Annotated in this window: 16 protein-coding genes and 4 tRNA genes; 11 read left to right on the top strand and 9 right to left on the bottom strand. The window is 74.1% G+C overall.

Annotation, left to right across the window (positions count from 1 at the left end; all coding sequences use genetic code 11):
- Window positions 1-72: 72 nt before the first annotated feature.
- Window positions 73-146 (bottom strand) — tRNA-Asp (locus ACFV04_RS12845).
- A 172-nt stretch (window positions 147-318) separates the two neighbouring features.
- The gene (gene hrpA / locus ACFV04_RS12840) at window positions 319-4,302 is read right to left on the bottom strand and encodes an ATP-dependent RNA helicase HrpA (RefSeq protein WP_360257911.1); all 3,984 of its coding nucleotides are present in this window, start codon (window positions 4,300-4,302) and stop codon (window positions 319-321) included.
- 141 nt (window positions 4,303-4,443) lie between these two features.
- On the opposite strand from hrpA, the gene ACFV04_RS12835 reads away from it, so the two are divergent.
- Window positions 4,444-4,962 (top strand): SigE family RNA polymerase sigma factor, encoded by a 519-nt coding sequence (locus ACFV04_RS12835; protein ID WP_380341708.1) that lies wholly within the window; start codon window positions 4,444-4,446, stop codon window positions 4,960-4,962.
- Window positions 4,959-5,888, top strand: a complete 930-nt coding sequence (locus tag ACFV04_RS12830) for a hypothetical protein (protein ID WP_380528827.1) — start codon at window positions 4,959-4,961, stop codon at window positions 5,886-5,888. Before ACFV04_RS12835 ends, ACFV04_RS12830 begins: the two co-directional genes overlap by 4 nt.
- Before the next feature lie 212 nt (window positions 5,889-6,100).
- Here ACFV04_RS12830 and ACFV04_RS12825 read toward each other — a convergent pair whose 3' ends face one another.
- Window positions 6,101-7,060, bottom strand: coding sequence for a LysR family transcriptional regulator (locus tag ACFV04_RS12825; protein ID WP_380528825.1), 960 nt, complete (start codon window positions 7,058-7,060; stop codon window positions 6,101-6,103).
- A gap of 207 nt (window positions 7,061-7,267) precedes the next feature.
- Between ACFV04_RS12825 and ACFV04_RS12820 the strand changes: the two genes are divergently transcribed.
- Entirely contained in the window at window positions 7,268-8,188 is a 921-nt protein-coding gene (locus tag ACFV04_RS12820; RefSeq protein ID WP_360257901.1) for a zinc-binding dehydrogenase, read from the top strand.
- A gap of 137 nt (window positions 8,189-8,325) precedes the next feature.
- Window positions 8,326-9,441: an alpha/beta hydrolase family protein gene (locus ACFV04_RS12815; RefSeq protein ID WP_380528823.1), complete on the top strand. Its 1,116-nt coding sequence runs from the start codon at window positions 8,326-8,328 to the stop codon at window positions 9,439-9,441.
- Here ACFV04_RS12815 and ACFV04_RS12810 read toward each other — a convergent pair.
- A complete protein-coding gene (locus ACFV04_RS12810; protein ID WP_380528821.1) occupies window positions 9,395-9,880 on the bottom strand; it encodes a DUF3995 domain-containing protein in 486 nt (161 codons plus the stop codon). The two genes, ACFV04_RS12815 and ACFV04_RS12810, sit on opposite strands and share 47 nt — an antisense overlap.
- Before the next feature lie 179 nt (window positions 9,881-10,059).
- Entirely contained in the window at window positions 10,060-10,284 is a 225-nt protein-coding gene (locus tag ACFV04_RS12805) for a hypothetical protein (protein WP_360257895.1), read from the bottom strand.
- Window positions 10,285-10,657: 373 nt separating this feature from the next.
- On the opposite strand from ACFV04_RS12805, the gene ACFV04_RS12800 reads away from it, so the two are divergent.
- Together ACFV04_RS12800 and ACFV04_RS12795 are read left to right on the top strand one after the other, a co-directional pair.
- The gene (locus ACFV04_RS12800; RefSeq protein WP_350636871.1) at window positions 10,658-10,861 is read left to right on the top strand and encodes a cold-shock protein; all 204 of its coding nucleotides are present in this window, start codon (window positions 10,658-10,660) and stop codon (window positions 10,859-10,861) included.
- Between the two features lie 304 nt (window positions 10,862-11,165).
- Window positions 11,166-11,312 (top strand): hypothetical protein, encoded by a 147-nt coding sequence (locus tag ACFV04_RS12795; protein ID WP_380528819.1) that lies wholly within the window; start codon window positions 11,166-11,168, stop codon window positions 11,310-11,312.
- Between the two features lie 231 nt (window positions 11,313-11,543).
- On the opposite strand, the gene ACFV04_RS12790 is transcribed toward ACFV04_RS12795, so the two are convergent.
- The 4 genes from ACFV04_RS12790 to ACFV04_RS12775 all read right to left on the bottom strand — a co-directional run bounded on the left by ACFV04_RS12790 (window position 11,544) and on the right by ACFV04_RS12775 (window position 12,339).
- A tRNA-Phe gene (locus ACFV04_RS12790) sits at window positions 11,544-11,617 on the bottom strand.
- A gap of 27 nt (window positions 11,618-11,644) precedes the next feature.
- Window positions 11,645-11,718 (bottom strand) — tRNA-Asp (locus ACFV04_RS12785).
- A gap of 71 nt (window positions 11,719-11,789) precedes the next feature.
- Window positions 11,790-11,862, bottom strand: a tRNA-Glu gene (locus tag ACFV04_RS12780).
- A gap of 135 nt (window positions 11,863-11,997) precedes the next feature.
- Window positions 11,998-12,339: a metallopeptidase family protein gene (locus ACFV04_RS12775; protein WP_360257883.1), complete on the bottom strand. Its 342-nt coding sequence runs from the start codon at window positions 12,337-12,339 to the stop codon at window positions 11,998-12,000.
- Window positions 12,340-12,409: 70 nt separating this feature from the next.
- Between ACFV04_RS12775 and crcB (ACFV04_RS12770) the strand changes: the two genes are divergently transcribed.
- From crcB (ACFV04_RS12770) to ACFV04_RS12750, 5 genes are all read left to right on the top strand, one after another.
- Window positions 12,410-12,922, top strand: coding sequence for a fluoride efflux transporter CrcB (crcB, locus tag ACFV04_RS12770; RefSeq protein ID WP_380528817.1), 513 nt, complete (start codon window positions 12,410-12,412; stop codon window positions 12,920-12,922).
- Entirely contained in the window at window positions 12,919-13,293 is a 375-nt protein-coding gene (locus tag ACFV04_RS12765; RefSeq protein ID WP_380341725.1) for a DUF190 domain-containing protein, read from the top strand. The genes crcB (ACFV04_RS12770) and ACFV04_RS12765 overlap by 4 nt, the downstream gene beginning before the upstream one ends.
- A complete protein-coding gene (gene crcB / locus ACFV04_RS12760; RefSeq protein WP_360257876.1) occupies window positions 13,290-13,664 on the top strand; it encodes a fluoride efflux transporter CrcB in 375 nt (124 codons plus the stop codon). Before ACFV04_RS12765 ends, crcB (ACFV04_RS12760) begins: the two co-directional genes overlap by 4 nt.
- A gap of 191 nt (window positions 13,665-13,855) precedes the next feature.
- On the top strand, window positions 13,856-14,509 hold the full coding sequence (locus ACFV04_RS12755) for a hypothetical protein (protein WP_380341728.1): 654 nt from the start codon (window positions 13,856-13,858) through the stop codon (window positions 14,507-14,509).
- A 195-nt stretch (window positions 14,510-14,704) separates the two neighbouring features.
- A complete protein-coding gene (locus ACFV04_RS12750) occupies window positions 14,705-16,858 on the top strand; it encodes a DEAD/DEAH box helicase (protein ID WP_380528814.1) in 2,154 nt (717 codons plus the stop codon).
- The last annotated feature ends 144 nt before the right edge of the window (window positions 16,859-17,002 follow it).

The following is a 17,002-nucleotide window of genomic DNA, read 5'->3' as shown; positions in this document are numbered from 1 at the left end:
TCGGGTTTGGGGGACGTACTACAAAACGCGCGTGGCCCGGAACCTGCCGGTTCGGGGCCTCTCGCACTGCGGCGATCCCGACGGGACTTGAACCCGCGACCTCCACCTTGACAGGGTGGCGAGCTAACCAACTGCTCCACGGGACCAGATTGTTCTGATCTCGTTCACTCGCTTGCCGCGCTGCGAACAAGACAGACTGTAGCCCATGGTGGGCCCCCAGGTCGAACTGGCTCCTGAAGGCCCACCCGCAGCTCACGGCACCCGCAGCTCACGGCGCCCCCGGACCGGCGGCACCCCGGGCCGGAGGGGCCGCCCGGCTCAGAGGGCCGCGCGCGCCGCCTCCATCGCCTTCATGATCCGCTTCTCCGAGACCGGGCTCGGCGTGCCCAGCGACTGGGCGAAGAAGCTGACCCGCAGCTCCTCGATCATCCAGCGGATCGCCCGCACCTCCTCGGACGGCTGCCGCCCGGCCGGCACCGCCGCCAGCAGCTCCCCGTACTCCTGCTGGACCTGCTGCACCTTCAGCAGCTGCTGGGCGTCCCGCTGCGGGTGGTTCGGCAGGGCCTCCAGACGGCGGTCCACCGCCAGCAGGTAGCGCTTGAGGTCCGGCAGCCGCTGCCAGCCGGTGGCCGTCACGAAGCCCGGGTGCACCAGCGAGGCCAGGTGCAGCCGGACGTCGTTCACCGCGTTCAGCAGCACCGGGCTGCTCACCGACTTCAGCCGGGTCGAGGCCTTGTGGAAGGCGATCAGCGCGGTGGCCGTCTTCAGCGTGGTGTCCGCGGACAGGTCGTACAGGTCCGCGCGCACCTTGTCGTGCAGCGTCCCGAAGGCCGCCCCGTCCCAGGCCGGACCGCCGGCCAGCGCCATCAGCCGGTCCGTCGCGGCGGACACGACGTCCTCGAAGAGGGCGGCGATCGAGCCGTGCGGGCTGTGCGAGAGCGCCAGCTTCGCCTGGTTGCCCAGCCGGCCCTGGATCGACTTGGCCGGGGAGGTGGTGGTCAGCATCAGCAGCCGCCGGGTGCCCTCCCACATCGCCTGCGCCTGGGCCTCCGGGGTGTCGAACAGCTTGACGCCGACCGTGCCGCCCTCGTCCACCAGCGCCGGGTAGGCGCGCAGCGAGTGCCCGCGCGAACGCTGCTCGAAGGTGCGCTGCAGCACCGGCAGGGACTCCGGCCAGGCCGTCAGCCCGCCCTGCTCGATGCCCTGGCCGGACGCGGCCGAGGACAGCGTCTCCTTGAGCTTCGGCTTGAGCCTCAGCCGCAGCTCCTCCAGGTCCTTGGACTCGGCGAGCTTGCGGCGCCCGTCCACCACCCGGAAGGTCACCTTGAGGTGGTCCGGCACCCGCTCGTCGTCCCAGGCCTCCGGCGGCACGGTGACGGCCGTCAGCCGCTTCAGGGCGTGCTCCAGGGCCGGGAGCAGCGGCTCCTGCCGGTCCTTCACCGCGCGCAGCGCCGCCTTGGCGAAGTCCGGAGCCGGGACGAAGTTGCGCCGGACCGCCTTCGGCAGCGACTTGATGTACGCGGTGACCAGCTCCTCCCGCAGGCCGGGGATCTGCCAGTCGAAGCCCTCCGCGGTGACCTGGTTGAGTACCGGCAGCGGGATGTGCACGGTCACGCCGTCCGCGTCGCTGCCCGGCTCGAACTGGTAGGTCAGCTTGAAGCGCAGCTTGCCCTGCTGCCAGTGGTCCGGGTAGTCGGCCTCGGTGACGCCGTCGGCGGCGTCGTTGATCAGCATCGACTTCTCGAAGTTCAGCAGGTCCGGCTGCTCGTGCCGGGCCTGCTTCCACCAGGCGTCGAAGTGCCGGGTGGAGACGATCTCGTCGGGCAGCCGGGCGTCGTAGAACTCGAACAGGGTCTGGTCGTCCACCAGGATGTCCCGGCGGCGGGCCCGGTTCTCCAGCTCCTCGACCTCGCCGAGCAGCTTGCGGTTCTCCGCGAAGAACCGGTGGTGGGTCTCCCAGTCGCCCTCGACCAGCGCGTTGCGGATGAACAGCTCGCGGCAGAGCTCCTGGTCGATCTTCCCGTAGTTGACCTTGCGCTGCGCGACGACCGGCATCCCGTAGAGGGTGACCTTCTCGTACGCCAGCACCGCGCCGGCCTTCTTCTCCCAGTGCGGCTCGCTGTAGCTGCGCTTGATCAGGTGGCCGGCCAGCGGCTCGACCCACTCCGGCTCGATCTTGGCGTTGATCCGGGCCCAGAGCCGGGAGGTCTCCACCAGCTCGGCCGACATCACCCAGCGCGGCGGCTTCTTGAACAGGCCGGAGCCCGGGAAGACCGCGAAGCGGGCGCCGCGGGCACCGCCGTACTCGCGCTTCTCCGGGTCGAACAGGCCGATGTGGGAGAGCAGGCCGGCCAGCAGGGACTGGTGGATCCGGTCGGCGTCCGGCTCGGCGTCGGCGTGGGGCTCCTCGATCGCCACGCCCAACTGCTTCGCCACGGTGCGCAGCTGGGTGTAGATGTCCTGCCACTCCCGTATCCGCAGGTAGTTGAGGAACTCGGTCTTGCACATCCGGCGGAAGGCCGAGGAGGAGAGCTCCCTCTGCTGCTCCCGGACGTAACGCCACATCGCCAGGTAGGAGAGGAAGTCCGAGGTCTCCGAGGTGAACCGGCGGTGCCGGTCGTCGGCGGCCTGGCGCTTCTCGGCGGGGCGCTCGCGCGGGTCCTGGATGGAGAGCGCGGCGGCGATCACCATGACGTCGCGGACGCAGCCGTTGCGGTCCGCCTCCAGCACCATCCGGGCCATCCGCGGGTCCACCGGGAGCTGGGCGAGCTTGCGGCCGAGCTGGGTGAGGCGCTTGCGCGGGTCCTTCTCGTCCGGGTCCAGCGCGCCCAGCTCCTGCAGCAGGTGCACGCCGTCCTTGATGTTGCGCGAGTCCGGCGGGTCCAGGAACGGGAAGGCGGCGATGTCGCCGAGGCCGGCCGCGGTCATCTGCAGGATCACCGAGGCCAGGTTGGTGCGCAGGATCTCGGCGTCGGTGAACTCGGGGCGGGAGAGGAAGTCCTCCTCCGAGTACAGCCGGATGCAGATGCCGTCCGAGGTGCGGCCGCAGCGGCCCTTGCGCTGGTTGGCGCTGGCCTGGCTGACCGCCTCGATCGGCAGCCGCTGCACCTTGGTGCGGTGGCTGTAGCGGGAGATCCGGGCGGTACCCGGGTCGATCACGTACTTGATGCCGGGGACGGTGAGCGAGGTCTCGGCCACGTTGGTGGCCAGGACGATCCGGCGGCTGCCGGAGCGCTGGAAGACCCGGTGCTGCTCGGCCGAGCTGAGCCGGGCGTACAGCGGCAGGACCTCGGTGTTCCTCAGCTTCAACCGGTTGAGGGCGTCGGCGGTGTCGCGGATCTCGCGCTCACCGGAGAGGAAGACCAGGATGTCGCCGGGGCCCTCGGCCTGCAGCTCCTGGGCGGCCTCGCAGATCGCCTGGACCTGGTCCCGGTCGCGGTCGACCTCGTCGCCGTCGTCCTCGGCGTCGTCGTCGACGACGGGGCGGTAGCGGACCTCCACCGGGTACGTCCGGCCGGAGACCTCGACGATCGGGGCGTCGCCGAAGTGCCGGGCGAAGCGCTCCGGGTCGATGGTCGCCGAGGTGATCACGACCTTGAGGTCGGGCCGGCGGGGGAGCAGCTGCTTGACGTAGCCGAGGATGAAGTCGATGTTGAGGCTGCGCTCGTGCGCCTCGTCGATGATCAGGGTGTCGTACTGGAGCAGTTCGCGGTCGGTCTGGATCTCCGCGAGCAGGATGCCGTCCGTCATCAGCTTGACCAGGGTGTCCTGGCCGACCTGGTCGGTGAACCGGACCTTCCAGCCGACCGCCTCGCCCAGCGGGCTGTCCAGCTCCTCCGCGACCCGCTCGGCCACCGTGCGGGCGGCGATCCGGCGCGGCTGGGTGTGGCCGACCAGACCGCGCACGCCGCGGCCGAGCTCCAGACAGATCTTCGGGATCTGGGTCGTCTTCCCGGAGCCGGTCTCGCCCGCGACGATCACCACCTGGTGGTCCCGGATCGCCGCCAGGATCTCGTCCTTCTTCTGGCTGACCGGGAGCTCGGCCGGGTACGTGATCGGCGGGACGGCGCCCCGGCGCTGCTCGACCAGCAGCTCCGCACGGTCGATGTCGGCGGCGATCTCGGCGGCGATCTTCTGCCGGGCCTCCGGCTTGCGGACCCGGCGCGCCCCCTCCAGCCGGCGTCCGATCCGCACCTGGTCGCGCAGGGTCAGTTCGGGCAGGCGGGCGGCCAGCTCACCGATTCCGGGACCCTCGGCGGGCGCGGGGGCGGACTGGACTGCGGGAGAACTCACTGCGGGCATCCCTCTAGGTTCGCAAGGAGGTGCGGCGGAGCGCACCTCGGTTTTCGAGCCCCTCCAGTGTCACAGCCGCCGGCCGCGAATCGCGAACGGCGGGCAACGGTCCGCGGCCGTCGCGGGCTCCAGGGGGGTGAGGAGGTGCTCATGGGAGCCCAGAAGACCGCGCGGGACGAGGAGTTCCGGACGTTCGCCGGCAGCGCGTGGACCCGGCTGTTCAGGACGGCGTACCTGCTCGCGGGGGACCGGCACGGCGCCGAGGACCTGGTCCAGCAGGCCCTGGAACGCGCGTACGTCGCCTGGGGCCGGGTGCGCGCGGCGGACGACCCGCCCGCGTACGTCCGCCGGATCCTGGTCAACGAGCACGCCCGGCGGTTCCGGCGCAGACCGGCCGAACAGCTGGTGCACGACCTCCCGGAACGGGCCGCACCGGCCGGGACCGACCCGGACGACCGGGCCGTGCTGCTCGCCGCGCTCGGAGCCCTGCCGCCGCGCCAGCGCCAGGCCGTCGTCCTGCGCTACTGGGAGGACCTCACCGAGACCCAGACCGCCGCGGCCATGGGCTGCTCGGTCGGGACGGTGAAGAGCCAGGCGTCCAAGGGCCTCGCCAAGCTCCGGGCGGCCTCCCCACTCAACGGACTGACCAGCATCGGAGGCGGAAGATGAGCAACGAGTCCAGCACCGGAGGCCCGGCGGCCGCGGCCGGGGACGGCGTGGCGGCGGCCGCGCGGGCCCTCGGCGACCTGGCCGGGAGCGTCGAGACCGGCGCGGTCCCGTACGACCGGCTGGTTGCCGGGGGGCGGCGGCGACTGCGGCGCCGGCGGCTGCTGACCGCCGCGGCGGCGGCCGTCCTGGTCACGGCGGTCGTCGGCGGCGGGGCGGTGCTCGGCGAGCGCGGCCGGCAGACGGTCTCGACCGTGGCGGCGGCCTCGGCCTCGGTCTCCGCGTCCGGCTCGGCCCCCTCGTCCGCGGCGGCCACCCCGACCGCGCCCGCGCGGGACCCGTTCACCCCGGTCCGGGTCCGGGTCGGGGAAGGCACCGTGGGCGGCCGCAGCTGGCAGGCCTGGGCCGCGCTGTGGCCGGCCGCGCCCACCGGGGAGGACGCCCACCGGCAGGAGGAACTGCTCTGGGAGGACCGGCACGCGGCCATCCCGCAGCTGCCGAGGACGACGGACGCCGAGGTCGACCGCGCGTGGCGGGCCGACCTGGACGCGGTGAACCTCTACCTCACCCTGGACGGCACGCGGCAGGTCGACGACAGCGTGCACCGGACCGTCGTCCCCGGGGGGCCGGCCGCCGTGTCCCTGCCGCCCTCCCCCTTCTCCGGCGGCGGGACGGTGCTCGGCCTCAAGGGCGCGGAGCTGGGTGACTCCCCCGTGCTGATCTGCGGGGTCGCGCCCCAGGTCGCGAAGGTCGTGGTCACCTGGGTGACCGGCGGCTCCACCGAGGCCGTGCCGGTCGCGGTCGGCGACTCCCCGACGCACTGGTTCGCCCTCGCGAAGAAGCCGGGCTCGGACGCCAGGACCTTCACCCTCTACGCGGCGGACGGTTCGGTGCTCGGCGCCGACACCACCTGGTTCCGCAGTTCCTGAGCCGTCCGCCCGCCCCCGGGCCGTCGGAGGTGCGCGCCGTCGCGGGACCCGGTCGGCGTGCCCGGCCGGTCCCGCGGACGTGACCGGCCGTCAAGGACCGGCGGTGACGGACCGGCGGTGACGGACCGGGAGGTGGTGATCGGAAGGTGCCGGCCGGCGGACCGGAGGACCGGCGGACCGGCCGGCCCGGCGGCGGTGTCCGCGGGCCCGCCCTACGGGTGGAGCGCGGCCTCGTCCGCGTCCGGGAGCCAGTCGCGGACGGGGTCGTACTCCAGCCACCGGCTGCGGGCCGCCTCCGTGGCGAACGCCCCGATCAGCTCGTCGAGCCGGGGGTGCGGATCGGTGGACCCGTCCTCCCGCCAGAGGAGCGACCAGGCGTAGAGCGGGGTCGGACCGGCCAGGGGCACGGTGCGCACGCCCGGACGGTCGGGCAGCGGGGTGTCGGCCGGGACGAGCGAGAAGCAGGACGGGTCGCCGCCGACCTCGTCCAGGAAGTGCTCCAGGCCCAGATTGGTCGAGCCGACCCGCCGCGGGACGTCGAACCGGGTGGCGAAGCGGGTGAGGAAGTCCAGCCGGTCCACCGCCGCCGGGTAGCGCAGCACACTGCCGCGCAGCTCCGCCGGGCTCAGCACCCCGCGGTCGGCCAGCGGGTGCCCGGTGCTCAGCAGTGCGTCCACCGGCTCCAGGCGGACCAGCCGGTGCGTCAGCCCGGCGTCCCCGCCGTCCGGCAGCGGATGCACCCGGCCGAACCCGGCGTCCGACTCCCCGCGCAGCAACGCCGCCGCGACCGACGGCAGGTCCCGGCCGGGCACCGGCTCCACCGTCAGCCCCGGCGCCGCGTCCACCGCCTGCGCGAGCGTCCGCATCGGCGCGTACAGGTGCCCCCACACGTCGATCCGCAGCGGCCGGGCGGCGCACCCCACGGCGGTCACCGCCCGCTCCCCCTGCACCAGCACCCGCCGTGCCGGGTCCAGGAACCGCTGCCCGGCCCCGGTCAGCGCCACCCCGCGCGCGTCCCGCTCCAGCAACCGCACCCCCAGCGCCGCCTCCAGCCGTGCCACCCGCTTCGACAGCCCCTGCTGGCTGATCCCCAGCCGCCCGGCCGCCCGCCCGAAGTGCAACTCCTCGGCGGCGACGACGAACGCCCGCACCTGCGTCAGATCCAGATCCACCAGGGCACCTTAGGGCCGGCCGTCGAATCTCCCGCGGTCGAACTCCGCCGTCGAACTCCCGCCGTCCGCCCGGAGGGTGGGCGGGCCCCGGTCGGCCGACCGGCTGCGGGCACCCCACAACCGTCGGTTGTCGTCACCGTCCGGCGGTTGTTGGACCGGTGGGGCGGCGCGCGGTGGGGTGAGGGGGTGACCGACGGAGGAGTGGGGATGAAGGCGCTGGTGGCGACGGGGCGGATGGCGGAACCGGTGCGGTTCGCGGAGGTGGAGCAGCCCCGGCCAGGGCCGGGGGAGGCACTGGTGAAGGTGGAGGCCTTCTCGGTGAACCGGGGGGAGACCTTCCAACTGGAGGCGCCCCGGGCCGGGTGGCGGCCAGGGAAGGACGTGGCCGGGCTGGTGGTGCAGGCCGCCGCCGACGGGTCGGGGCCCGCCGTGTGCCGGCGGGTGGTGGGGCACCCGCCGGCCGGGGGGTGGGCCGAGTACGTGTGCGTCCCGGCGTCCTCGCTCGCCGAACTGCCCGACGGCCTGGACACGGCACGGGCCGCCGCGCTGCCGCTCGCGGGCCTCACCGCGCTGCGGCTGCTCCGTACGGCGGGGGCGCTGGCCGGGCGGCGGGTGCTGCTGACCGGGGCCTCCGGGGGCGTGGGGCACTACGTCACCGAGCTGGCGGCCGCGGCCGGGGCCGAACTGACGGCGGTCACCGCCTCCCCGGAGCGCGGCCGGCGGCTGCTCGGGCTGGGGGCGGCCGAGGTGGTCCACGACGTGGCCGGGGCACGCGGACCGTACGACCTGGTGCTGGAGTCCACCGGCGGCGCCGCGTTGCCGCTCGCCCTGGCCCGGTTGGCCCGGCGCGGCACCTTGATCTGGTTCGGCCAGGCCTCCCGGACGCCCGTCACGCTCGACTTCTTCGACTTCTTCAAGGGCCCGGAATCGGCGGTCGTCCGGCACTTCCACTACGCCGACTCCGACCTCCCCGACGGCGAGGACCTGGCCACCCTGGTGCGCCTGGCGGCCGAGGGCCGGCTCACCCCGGAACTCGGCCGGGTCGCGCCCTGGGACGAGACCGCCGCCGTGCTCACCGACCTGCGCGAGCGCCGGATCCGCGGCAAGGCCGTGCTGACCGTCTCCTGAACCCGTCTCCTGAACCCGCGCCGGCGATCCCGCCCGCGCGATCCGGCCCCTGTGATCCGGCTCCCGCGATCCGGCTCCCGCGACCCCCGCCCTCGTGAACCGCTCCTGCGAACCCGCCCCGAAAGGGAAGCCCCGCCGTGACCGACCTGTCGTTCCTCGACACCCCCGGCCTGCTGCCGGCCTTCGTCGCCGAGAACCGCCCGCGCGCCCACGGCGCCGGCCTGGACCCCTACGAGTACGACCGGGTGACCGCCGCGCTCACCGCCCCGCACGACTGGCCGGCCGCCTGTCGCGCCGCCGGCCGCCGGCACGCGGTGACGGCGGAGCGTGCCGCTGCCGAGGGCCGTACCGTCACCGCCGGTGAGGGGTACCGCAACGCCGCCCGCTGGTTCCACTTCGCCGGGTTGCTCCCGCACGCCGACCGGACCGCCGCGGCGGAGGCGGCCGACGAGGCCGACGAGGCGATGCGGCGGGCGCTGGCGCTGCTCGACCCGGACGCGGAGCGGGTCGAGGGCGAGGGATTCGCGGGCTGGCTGCGCCGCCCGGCCGCACTGCGCGGGGCCGGGGCCTGCGCTGCCGGGGCGGCCGGCGACGGTGCGCCGGTGGTCGTGGTGGTGCCGGGGATGGACTCCGGCAAGGAGGAGTTCCACGCGGTCGCCGAGGCCCTGCTGGCCCGGGGCGTCGCCGTCCTCGCGATCGACGGGCCCGGGCAGGGCGTCCTGGCCGCCACCAGCGCGCCGGAGCCGGAGTACCACCGGGTCGTGGGGCGCGCCCTCGACGCCCTCGCCGGCCGGGACGGCCTGGACCCGGCCCGGACTGCCGTGATCGGCCTCAGTCTGGGGGGCTACTACGCGGCCGGGGCCGCCGCCCACGAGCCGAGGCTGCGCGCCGCGGCGGTGGTCAGCGGCCCGTACCGGCTGGACCGGGACGGCCTGGTCCCGTTCGTCACCGCGACCCTCGCGCAGCGCTGCGGCGGGTACCGGGAGGCCCGCGCCTTCGCCGACCGGGTGGACCTCGCCGCCCTCGTGCCGCGGATCGCCGTCCCGCTCCTGGTGGTCGAGGGCGGCGAGGACCGGATCCCCGGCGTCACGCCCGCCACCGCGCTGGCCGAGCGGGCCCCCGACGCCGAACTCCTCCTCGTCCCGCACGGCAACCACCTCCTCGGCAACGCCCTGCCGGACTGGCTCCCCGCTACCGCCGACTGGCTCACCGCACGGCTGGCCGGCGGCCGGCCCGGCGTCCGAGCGAGGTGAGAGCGAAGAGGACCCCGCCGACCAGGAAGAACGGCTCGTAGCCGAAGGCCGCGAACCGGGCCATCGCGTCCAACTCGGCAGGCGACCGGCTGCCGAGGGCCAGGGCGAACCAGTCGGGTACGGACGGCGCGGCGTGCAGTACCAGCAGCGCCGTGGTGCCCCACAGCGCTGCGGTCAGCAGCCCGGCCGGCACCCGTTCGCCCCAGCGCCGCACCGGCGCCAGCGCCACCGCCGCGGCCACCGCACAGAGCGGGATCGCGATCACGTCGATCACCAGCAGCGGCGTGTTGCTCCACACCGACCGGCCCTCGGGCAGCCCGAGCCGCCCGTCGGCCAGCCAGTACACGTGCACCAGCGCGAAGGCCACCGCCCACCCCGCCGCCACGTGCCCGGCCCGCGCCGCCACCCGGTTCCAGCCCGTGTCCCTCGTCGTCTCCATGCCCTCACGATTCCGCCCCGCGCCACCCCGCCGGATCGTCCCGGGGGCGGGACTCCCTCCCCCTGCGGGGGGATCCGGGGCGGACGGGGCCGGGGCGGGTTCAGGACGGCCACGGCTGGCAGGACAGGATCAGGAGAGCGACGGGGCGTCGGCGTCCGGGGCGACCGGTGCGCCGGGGATCAGAGCCGGAAGAGCTTGGCGAACGGGGCGGTGATCCGCACCGTCCGGGAGCCGAAGTCGACCAGGACGGCCGAGTCGCCCTCGACGCCGATGGCGCGGCCGAGACCGAACTCGTCGTGCGAGACCCGGTCCCCGACGGCGAATTCCTTGGGCGGGGGCGGCGGTGGAGCCTGGCGGAAGGGGCTGGTGGGCAGGTGGCGACGGGGCGCGGCTGGATTCGTCATTGCCGCCAGTATGCGCCCGATTCCGGGGGAACGGACGGCTCGGCCCCGGATATTTCCGGATCACCCCCGGAGGGCGCGGGGGCCGGTGCGCACCCCGGCGCGCGGGGGAGCCGCGGGCGCGGTGGCCGTCCTCCGCTCCCGCCGGTCCGGGACACGTCGGTGAACTGGCCAGGGAGAACCCCCCCGTTGGGGTTCGGACCCTGCTACAGTCGTGGTAGTTGCAGTTGCGGTTCCCATGGACTTTGTGTGCGCCTGCCGGTTGCGACCGCAGGCGCATTTTGTTACCCGGCCATTCCCCGGGTGGGTCATCGTCGCGGCGACGCGGAACTCACGACCTGTGAGTTCCGTACGTCCCATTCGAAGGATAGTTTTTATGGCTAACGGCACCGTGAAGTGGTTCAACTCGGAAAAGGGCTTCGGCTTCATCGAGCAGGAGGGTGGCGGTCCGGACGTGTTCGCCCACTACTCGAACATCAACGCCAGTGGCTTCCGTGAGCTGCTCGAGGGCCAGAAGGTCGAGTTCGACGTCACGCAGGGCCAGAAGGGCCCGCAGGCGGAGAACATTCGCCCGCTGTAGTGCGTCCAGCCGTCCGGCAGCTGCCGGACGGCCCGGGCCCGCACCGCGCGCAAGCGCACGGTGCGGGCCTTTCGGCATTTCCGGGCCGCCGCTGATCGCCGCGCTTCCCGAGGCGGAGAAGAACGACCTCCTGCTGCGCCTGGCACTGGGCGATGAGCCTCGACTGGGAGCCGCACTCCTGCGCCGCCTGCGCGGCGAGGCACGGGCGAGGAAGCCGACCGCCCTGGCCGCCGAGGAGGAAGCGATCCGGCACGAGGTCGAGAACCACGTCGCCCGCAAGCAGGCGGCCCGCTACGACACCGCCGTGGCCCTCCTGGTCCGGCTCCGTGACGCCTGTGACCACGTCGGACGCGGCCTTGAGTGCCGGCAGCGGCCGGCCGCGCTCCGCGACGAGTACCGGCACCTGCCCGGCCTGCTGGGCCGGCTCGACGACCGGGCCCTGCGGGGCTGACGCCCGTTCCTTCCACATTCGGGCGCGCCGAGGGACGCCGGTGGGACCGGCTGCAATCCGGCGGCCGGAGTCAGTGACCCCGGGGCGCGCCCGCTGTGAGGCGTCAAGTACGTCACGTACGTGCCGCCTGACAGGAAGACGGTGACCGTCCGCCGTCCCGCTGGCGTCGAACAGCACGAAAATGCCCCCGAAGCGAACTGCTTCGAGGGCATCATGCCTGTTCAGGCGATGTGGCCAGGGCCGGGGTCGAACCGGCGACCTTCCGCTTTTCAGGCGGACGCTCGTACCAACTGAGCTACCTGGCCGTACTGCACCGTCTCCTGCGAGACGAGCGATCCCGACGGGACTTGAACCCGCGACCTCCACCTTGACAGGGTGGCGAGCTAACCAACTGCTCCACGGGACCTTGTAGTGGCGAACCACTAAGGTCTTGCGTCACTGCACTTTACTACGGTCCTGCGTACTGCCGTTACTGCGTGCCCCCAACGGGATTCGAACCCGTGCTACCGCCTTGAAAGGGCGGCGTCCTGGGCCACTAGACGATGAGGGCTTGCGGCCTGTCCCGCTGTTTCCAGCGCTCGGGGACGTCGAGAAGCATATGGGATGTCGGGCGGATCGCCAAAACGGGTTTCGGCCGAGTGGGCGCCCGGGCCCTGACCCGGGGCGCGCCGGGCCCGGCGGGGGGTCAGGACCAGCCGAGCTCGTCCAGCTCGTGGTCGTCGAAGCCGAAGTGGTGGGCGACCTCGTGGATCACGGTGGTGCGCACCTCCTCGACGACCTGCTCGCGGGTCTCGCAGTGGCGGAGGGTGGGGCCGCGGTAGATCAGGATGCGGTCGGGCAGGACGCCCGCGTACCACTCGCCGCGTTCGGTGAGCGGGGTGCCCTCGTAGAGGCCGAGGAGTTCCGGGTCGCCCGGGTCGGGCTCGTCCTCGACGAAGACCGCGACGTTGTCCATCATGGCCGCGAGCTGCGGGGGGATCTGGTCGAGCGCGTCGCTGACCAGCGTCTCGAACTCTTCCCGGGTCATCTCCACCGGATCATTGTCGGGCCTCGGGTGACGGCGTGCCAGGTGGCGGAGGCCGGTGTTTGATGGGGCTATGACGACCTCGGAGGGCGCGTTGGACGACACGGTGGACGGCCCGCCCCGGTCGGTGCCGCCGGTCGCGGTGCGGTTGCCGGACCGGCCGCCGGTGCTGCGCGGACAGGGCCCGGCCGTCGCGGTGGTCGCGGTCGGCGGGGCGATCGGGGCGGTGGCCCGGTACGCGGCCGGGCTCGGCTGGGAGACCGGGCCGACGGCCTTCCCGTGGACGACGCTGCTGGTCAACGTGGTCGGCTGTGCGGTGATCGGGGTGTTCCTGGTGGTGATCACCGAGGGGCGCCAGGCCCATCCGCTGGTGCGGCCGTTCTTCGGCACCGGCGTGCTGGGCGGGTTCACCACCTTCTCGACCTACGCCGTGGACATCCGGCGGCTGCTGGAGGAGGGCCGGCTCGGGCCCGGGCTGGCGTACCTGGGGCTGACGCTGCTGGGCGCGCTGGTCGCGGTGTGGGCGGCGGCCGGGCTGACCCGGCGTCTGATCCACCGCGCGGTCCGCCGCGGGGCCGCGCGGTGACCCGGCTGGGCGGGCCGGCGCTGCGGCTGACGGTGCTGGTCGGCGAGGGCGACCGGTGGCACCACCGCCCGCTGTACAGCGAGGTCGTGCACCGGGCGCGGGCGGCCGGGCTGGCCGGCGCGAGCGTGTTCCGGGGGATCGAGGGGTTCGGGGCGTCGTCGCTGGTGCACACCACGCGGCTGCTGTCGCTGAGCGAGGACCTGCCGGTGGCGGTGGTGATCGTGGACGAGGAGGAGCGGGTGCGGGCGTTCCTGCCGCAGGTGGACGAGCTGGTGGCGGAGGGGCTGGTGCTGCTGGACCGGTGCGAGGTGGTGACCCGCACCGGGCGCGGTCCGGCCGGGGGCCCGGGCGGGGGAGGGACGGCGGAGTGAACTGGCTGCTGGTGGTGGCGGGCGCGGTGGTCGGCGCTCCGCTGCGGTACCTGACCGACCGGGCGGTGCAGTCCCGGCACGACTCGGTGTTCCCGTGGGGGACGTTCACGGTGAACGTGGTGGGCTGCCTGATCCTCGGGACGGTGACCGGCGCGGTGGCGGCGGGCGCGGCGTCCTCGCAGGTCCAGCTGCTGCTGGGGACGGGCCTGTGCGGTGCGCTGACCACGTACTCGACCTTCTCGTACGAGACGCTGCGGCTGGCCGAGACCGGCGCCGGGCGGTACGCGGTGGCGAACGCGGCGGGGAGCGTGGCCGCCGGGCTGGCCGCGGTGTACGCCGGGGCGGAGCTGGCCTCGGCGCTCTGGGGCTGAGGGGGCGCCCCGGCGGCGCCGGGGTCGAACTGCCGTCCTGCCCGTGTCCCGCCGGGCCGGGCGCGCGTTGGGCACCGAAAGCGGCCGCGCGCGAGTGGGCGGCCCGGGTGGGGCGGTAGAGAGGGACCTGGATGGCTTCGGTGCGGGCGGTTCGGGCGGTACGAGCGGTTCGGGCAGTGCGGACGGCGCGGGTGCGGAACGCGGCGGTCCTGCGCTCGCGCGCGGTGCGGGCGGCGGCGCTGCTGACGGTGGCCGGGCTGGGGCTGACCGGGTGCATGTCGGTCGGGCCGGCGGCGGAGGAGAAGCACGGCGGGGCGGTGCCGGTCGGGCAGGCCGGTCCGGCGGGCAGGCCGGGTGCGGCGGGCACCGCGTCGGCCTCGCCGGGGGCCGGGCACCCGGGCGGCGCTTCGGGGCGCCCGGAGCGGCCGGGGGGCCTGCAGGCGGAGAACGCGCAGGCCGGGTCGACGGCGCCGGCGCCGGGTGAGGCCGCGTCGGGCGCGGGCGGCACGGTGACCGGTGTGGTCCCGGTGCCGGCGCCGCAGGGGCCCGACGGCGGGCCGGGCGGCGGTTCGCCGGGCGGCGTGAACACCAGCCCCGCGCCGCACCCGGGCGGTGGCTCGTCGACCGGCTCCGGCGGCACCACGGGCTCCGGCGGGGCGGGCGGCACCGGCGAGGGCCGGTCCGGCGGCTCGGCGGGCACCCCGTCGGCCAGTCCGAGCGGCCGCCCGTCGAACACCCCGGAGCCGGAGCACAGTTCGCCCGCCGCGACCGTGCTGCCGCTTCCGGAGCCGTCCTCGGGGAGCTCCGGTTCCTCGGCGCCGAGCCCGCGCGCGGGTGTCCACTAGGGAGTTGGCCTGGGCATTTGCCTCAGATCGTGTGGGTCCTCTATGGTGGTAGATCGTTCGTTTGATTCATTTGACTGGCGCCCTATTCCCATCTGGCGCCCTTGGCGCGTTCCGGCGATCCGTGGCTGACCGCATAGAGGCGGTTGTGAAACAGAACCCCGGACTTTGGCGCGTGCCACTTCCGGAAGGTTTTGCATGTCTCTCGTTGACGACGCCCGCTTCGCCATGCCCGCGAACGAGGCCGCCGCCGATGTCACCGACACCAACGACACCGTCGACACCATCGACACCGCCTCGGACGAGGTGATCGCCGAGGCCGTGGAGGCCACCGAGGAGGCGGCCGCCGAGCCGACCATCACCTTCGGCGACCTGGGTCTGCCGGACGAGGTCGTCCGCGCCCTCGCCAAGCGCGGCGTCACCACCCCGTTCCCGATCCAGGCCGCGACCATCCCGGACGCCCTGGCCGGCAAGGACGTGCTGGGCCGTGGCCGCACCGGCTCCGGCAAGACCCTCAGCTTCGGCCTGCCGCTGCTGACCCGCCTCGCCGACGGCGAGCGCACCAAGCCCAAGCACCCGCGCGGCCTGATCCTCGTCCCGACCCGTGAGCTGGCCATGCAGGTGGCCGACGCCCTGGAGCCGTTCGGCTCGGTGCTCGGCCTCAAGCTCAAGGTGGTCTGCGGCGGCACCTCGATGTCGAACCAGATCTACGCGCTGGAGCGCGGCGTCGACGTCCTCGTCGCCACCCCCGGCCGTCTGCGCGACCTGCTGAACCGCGGCAGCGCCAAGCTCGCCGACGTCCGCACCGTCGTGCTCGACGAGGCCGACCAGATGGCCGACATGGGCTTCCTGCCCGAGGTCACCGAGATCCTCGACCAGGTTCCGGACGGCGGCCAGCGCCTGCTGTTCTCCGCCACCCTGGAGAACGAGATCGACACCCTGGTCAAGCGCTACCTGAAGAACCCGGTCACCCACGAGGTCGACCCGTCGGCCGGCGCCGTCACCACCATGACCCACCACATCCTCGTGGTGAAGCCCAAGGACAAGGCGCCGATCACCAACGCGATCGCCGCCCGCAAGGGCCGCACGATCATCTTCGTCCGCACCCAGATGGGCGCCGACCGCGTCGCCGAGCAGCTGATCGAGGCCGGTGTGAAGGCCGACGCCCTGCACGGCGGCATGACGCAGGGTGCCCGTACCCGCGTCCTCGGCGACTTCAAGGACGGCTACGTCAACGTCGTCGTCGCGACCGACGTCGCCGCCCGAGGCATCCACGTCGACGGCATCGACCTGGTCCTGAACGTGGACCCGGCCGGTGACCACAAGGACTACCTGCACCGCTCCGGCCGCACCGCGCGGGCCGGCCGCTCGGGCGCCGTCGTCACCCTGGTGCTGCCGCACCAGCGCCGCGGCGTGTTCCGCCTGATGGAGGACGCGGGCGTCGACGCCTCGCGTCACATGCTCGACCACGCCTTCGACGCCGAGGTCGCCAAGATCACCGGCGCCCGCTCGCTGGTCGAGGTCCAGGCGGAGAGCGCGGCCGGCATCGCCGGTGCCGCCGAGCGCGAGCTCGCCGACATGACCCGCCAGCTGGAGCGCGCGCAGCGCCGCGCCACCGAGCTGCGCGAGGAGGCCGACCGCCTGGCCGCCCGTGCGGCGCGCGAGCGGGCCGACCTGGGCATCGTGGACGAGGAGCCGGTCGCCGCCGAGGAGACCGGCGAGTCGGCCGAGGCCGCTCCGGCCGCCGCCGAGGCCGCCGCGCCGCAGACCGAGGAGCGCGCGCCGTCGTACCGCGAGGCGCGTACCGAGCGTCCGGCCTTCGGCCGTGACCGGGACCGTGACGACCGTCGCTCCGGCGGCGACCGCGGTGGCTTCAACCGTGACCGTGACGACCGTCGTTCGGGCGGTGGCTTCGCCGGCCGTGACCGTGACGACCGTCGTTCGGGCGGTTTCGACCGTGACCGTGGCGGCGACCGCGGTGGCTTCAACCGTGACCGCGGTGGCTTCGCCGGCCGTGACCGTGACGACCGTCGCTCGGGCGGTTTCGACCGTGACCGTGGCGGCGACCGCGGTGGCTTCAACCGTGACCGCGACGACCGCGGCGGCCGTTCCTTCGGTGACCGCCCGGCCCGTTCCTTCGGCGACCGTCCGGCCTTCGGCCGTGACCGCGACGAGCGCGGCGGCAGCAGCAGCCGTCCGTTCTCGCGCCGCGACGACCACCGTTCCGGCGGCCGTCCGCAGGCCGACCGCGGTGGCTTCAACCGCAGCGGCGGCGGTTTCGACCGTGACCGCGGCGGCGACCGCACCGGCGGCTTCAACCGCGACGACCGCAAGCCGCGCTGGAAGAACTGACGCCGCACCGGCGGTAGTCCACCGCCGGCCTGGCTGAACGTACGAAGGGCCCGCTCCGTCCCCCGGAGCGGGCCCTTCGCGTTCCCCCGATACCCCCCGACACCTCGTCATGCCTCCCGAGGTGTTGTTCTGGAAGTGAGAATA

It is taken from the genome of Kitasatospora sp. NPDC059599, from assembly GCF_042735125.1.
Lineage (GTDB): Bacteria > Actinomycetota > Actinomycetes > Streptomycetales > Streptomycetaceae > Kitasatospora.
This window is presented reverse-complemented; position numbering and strand designations above follow the sequence as displayed.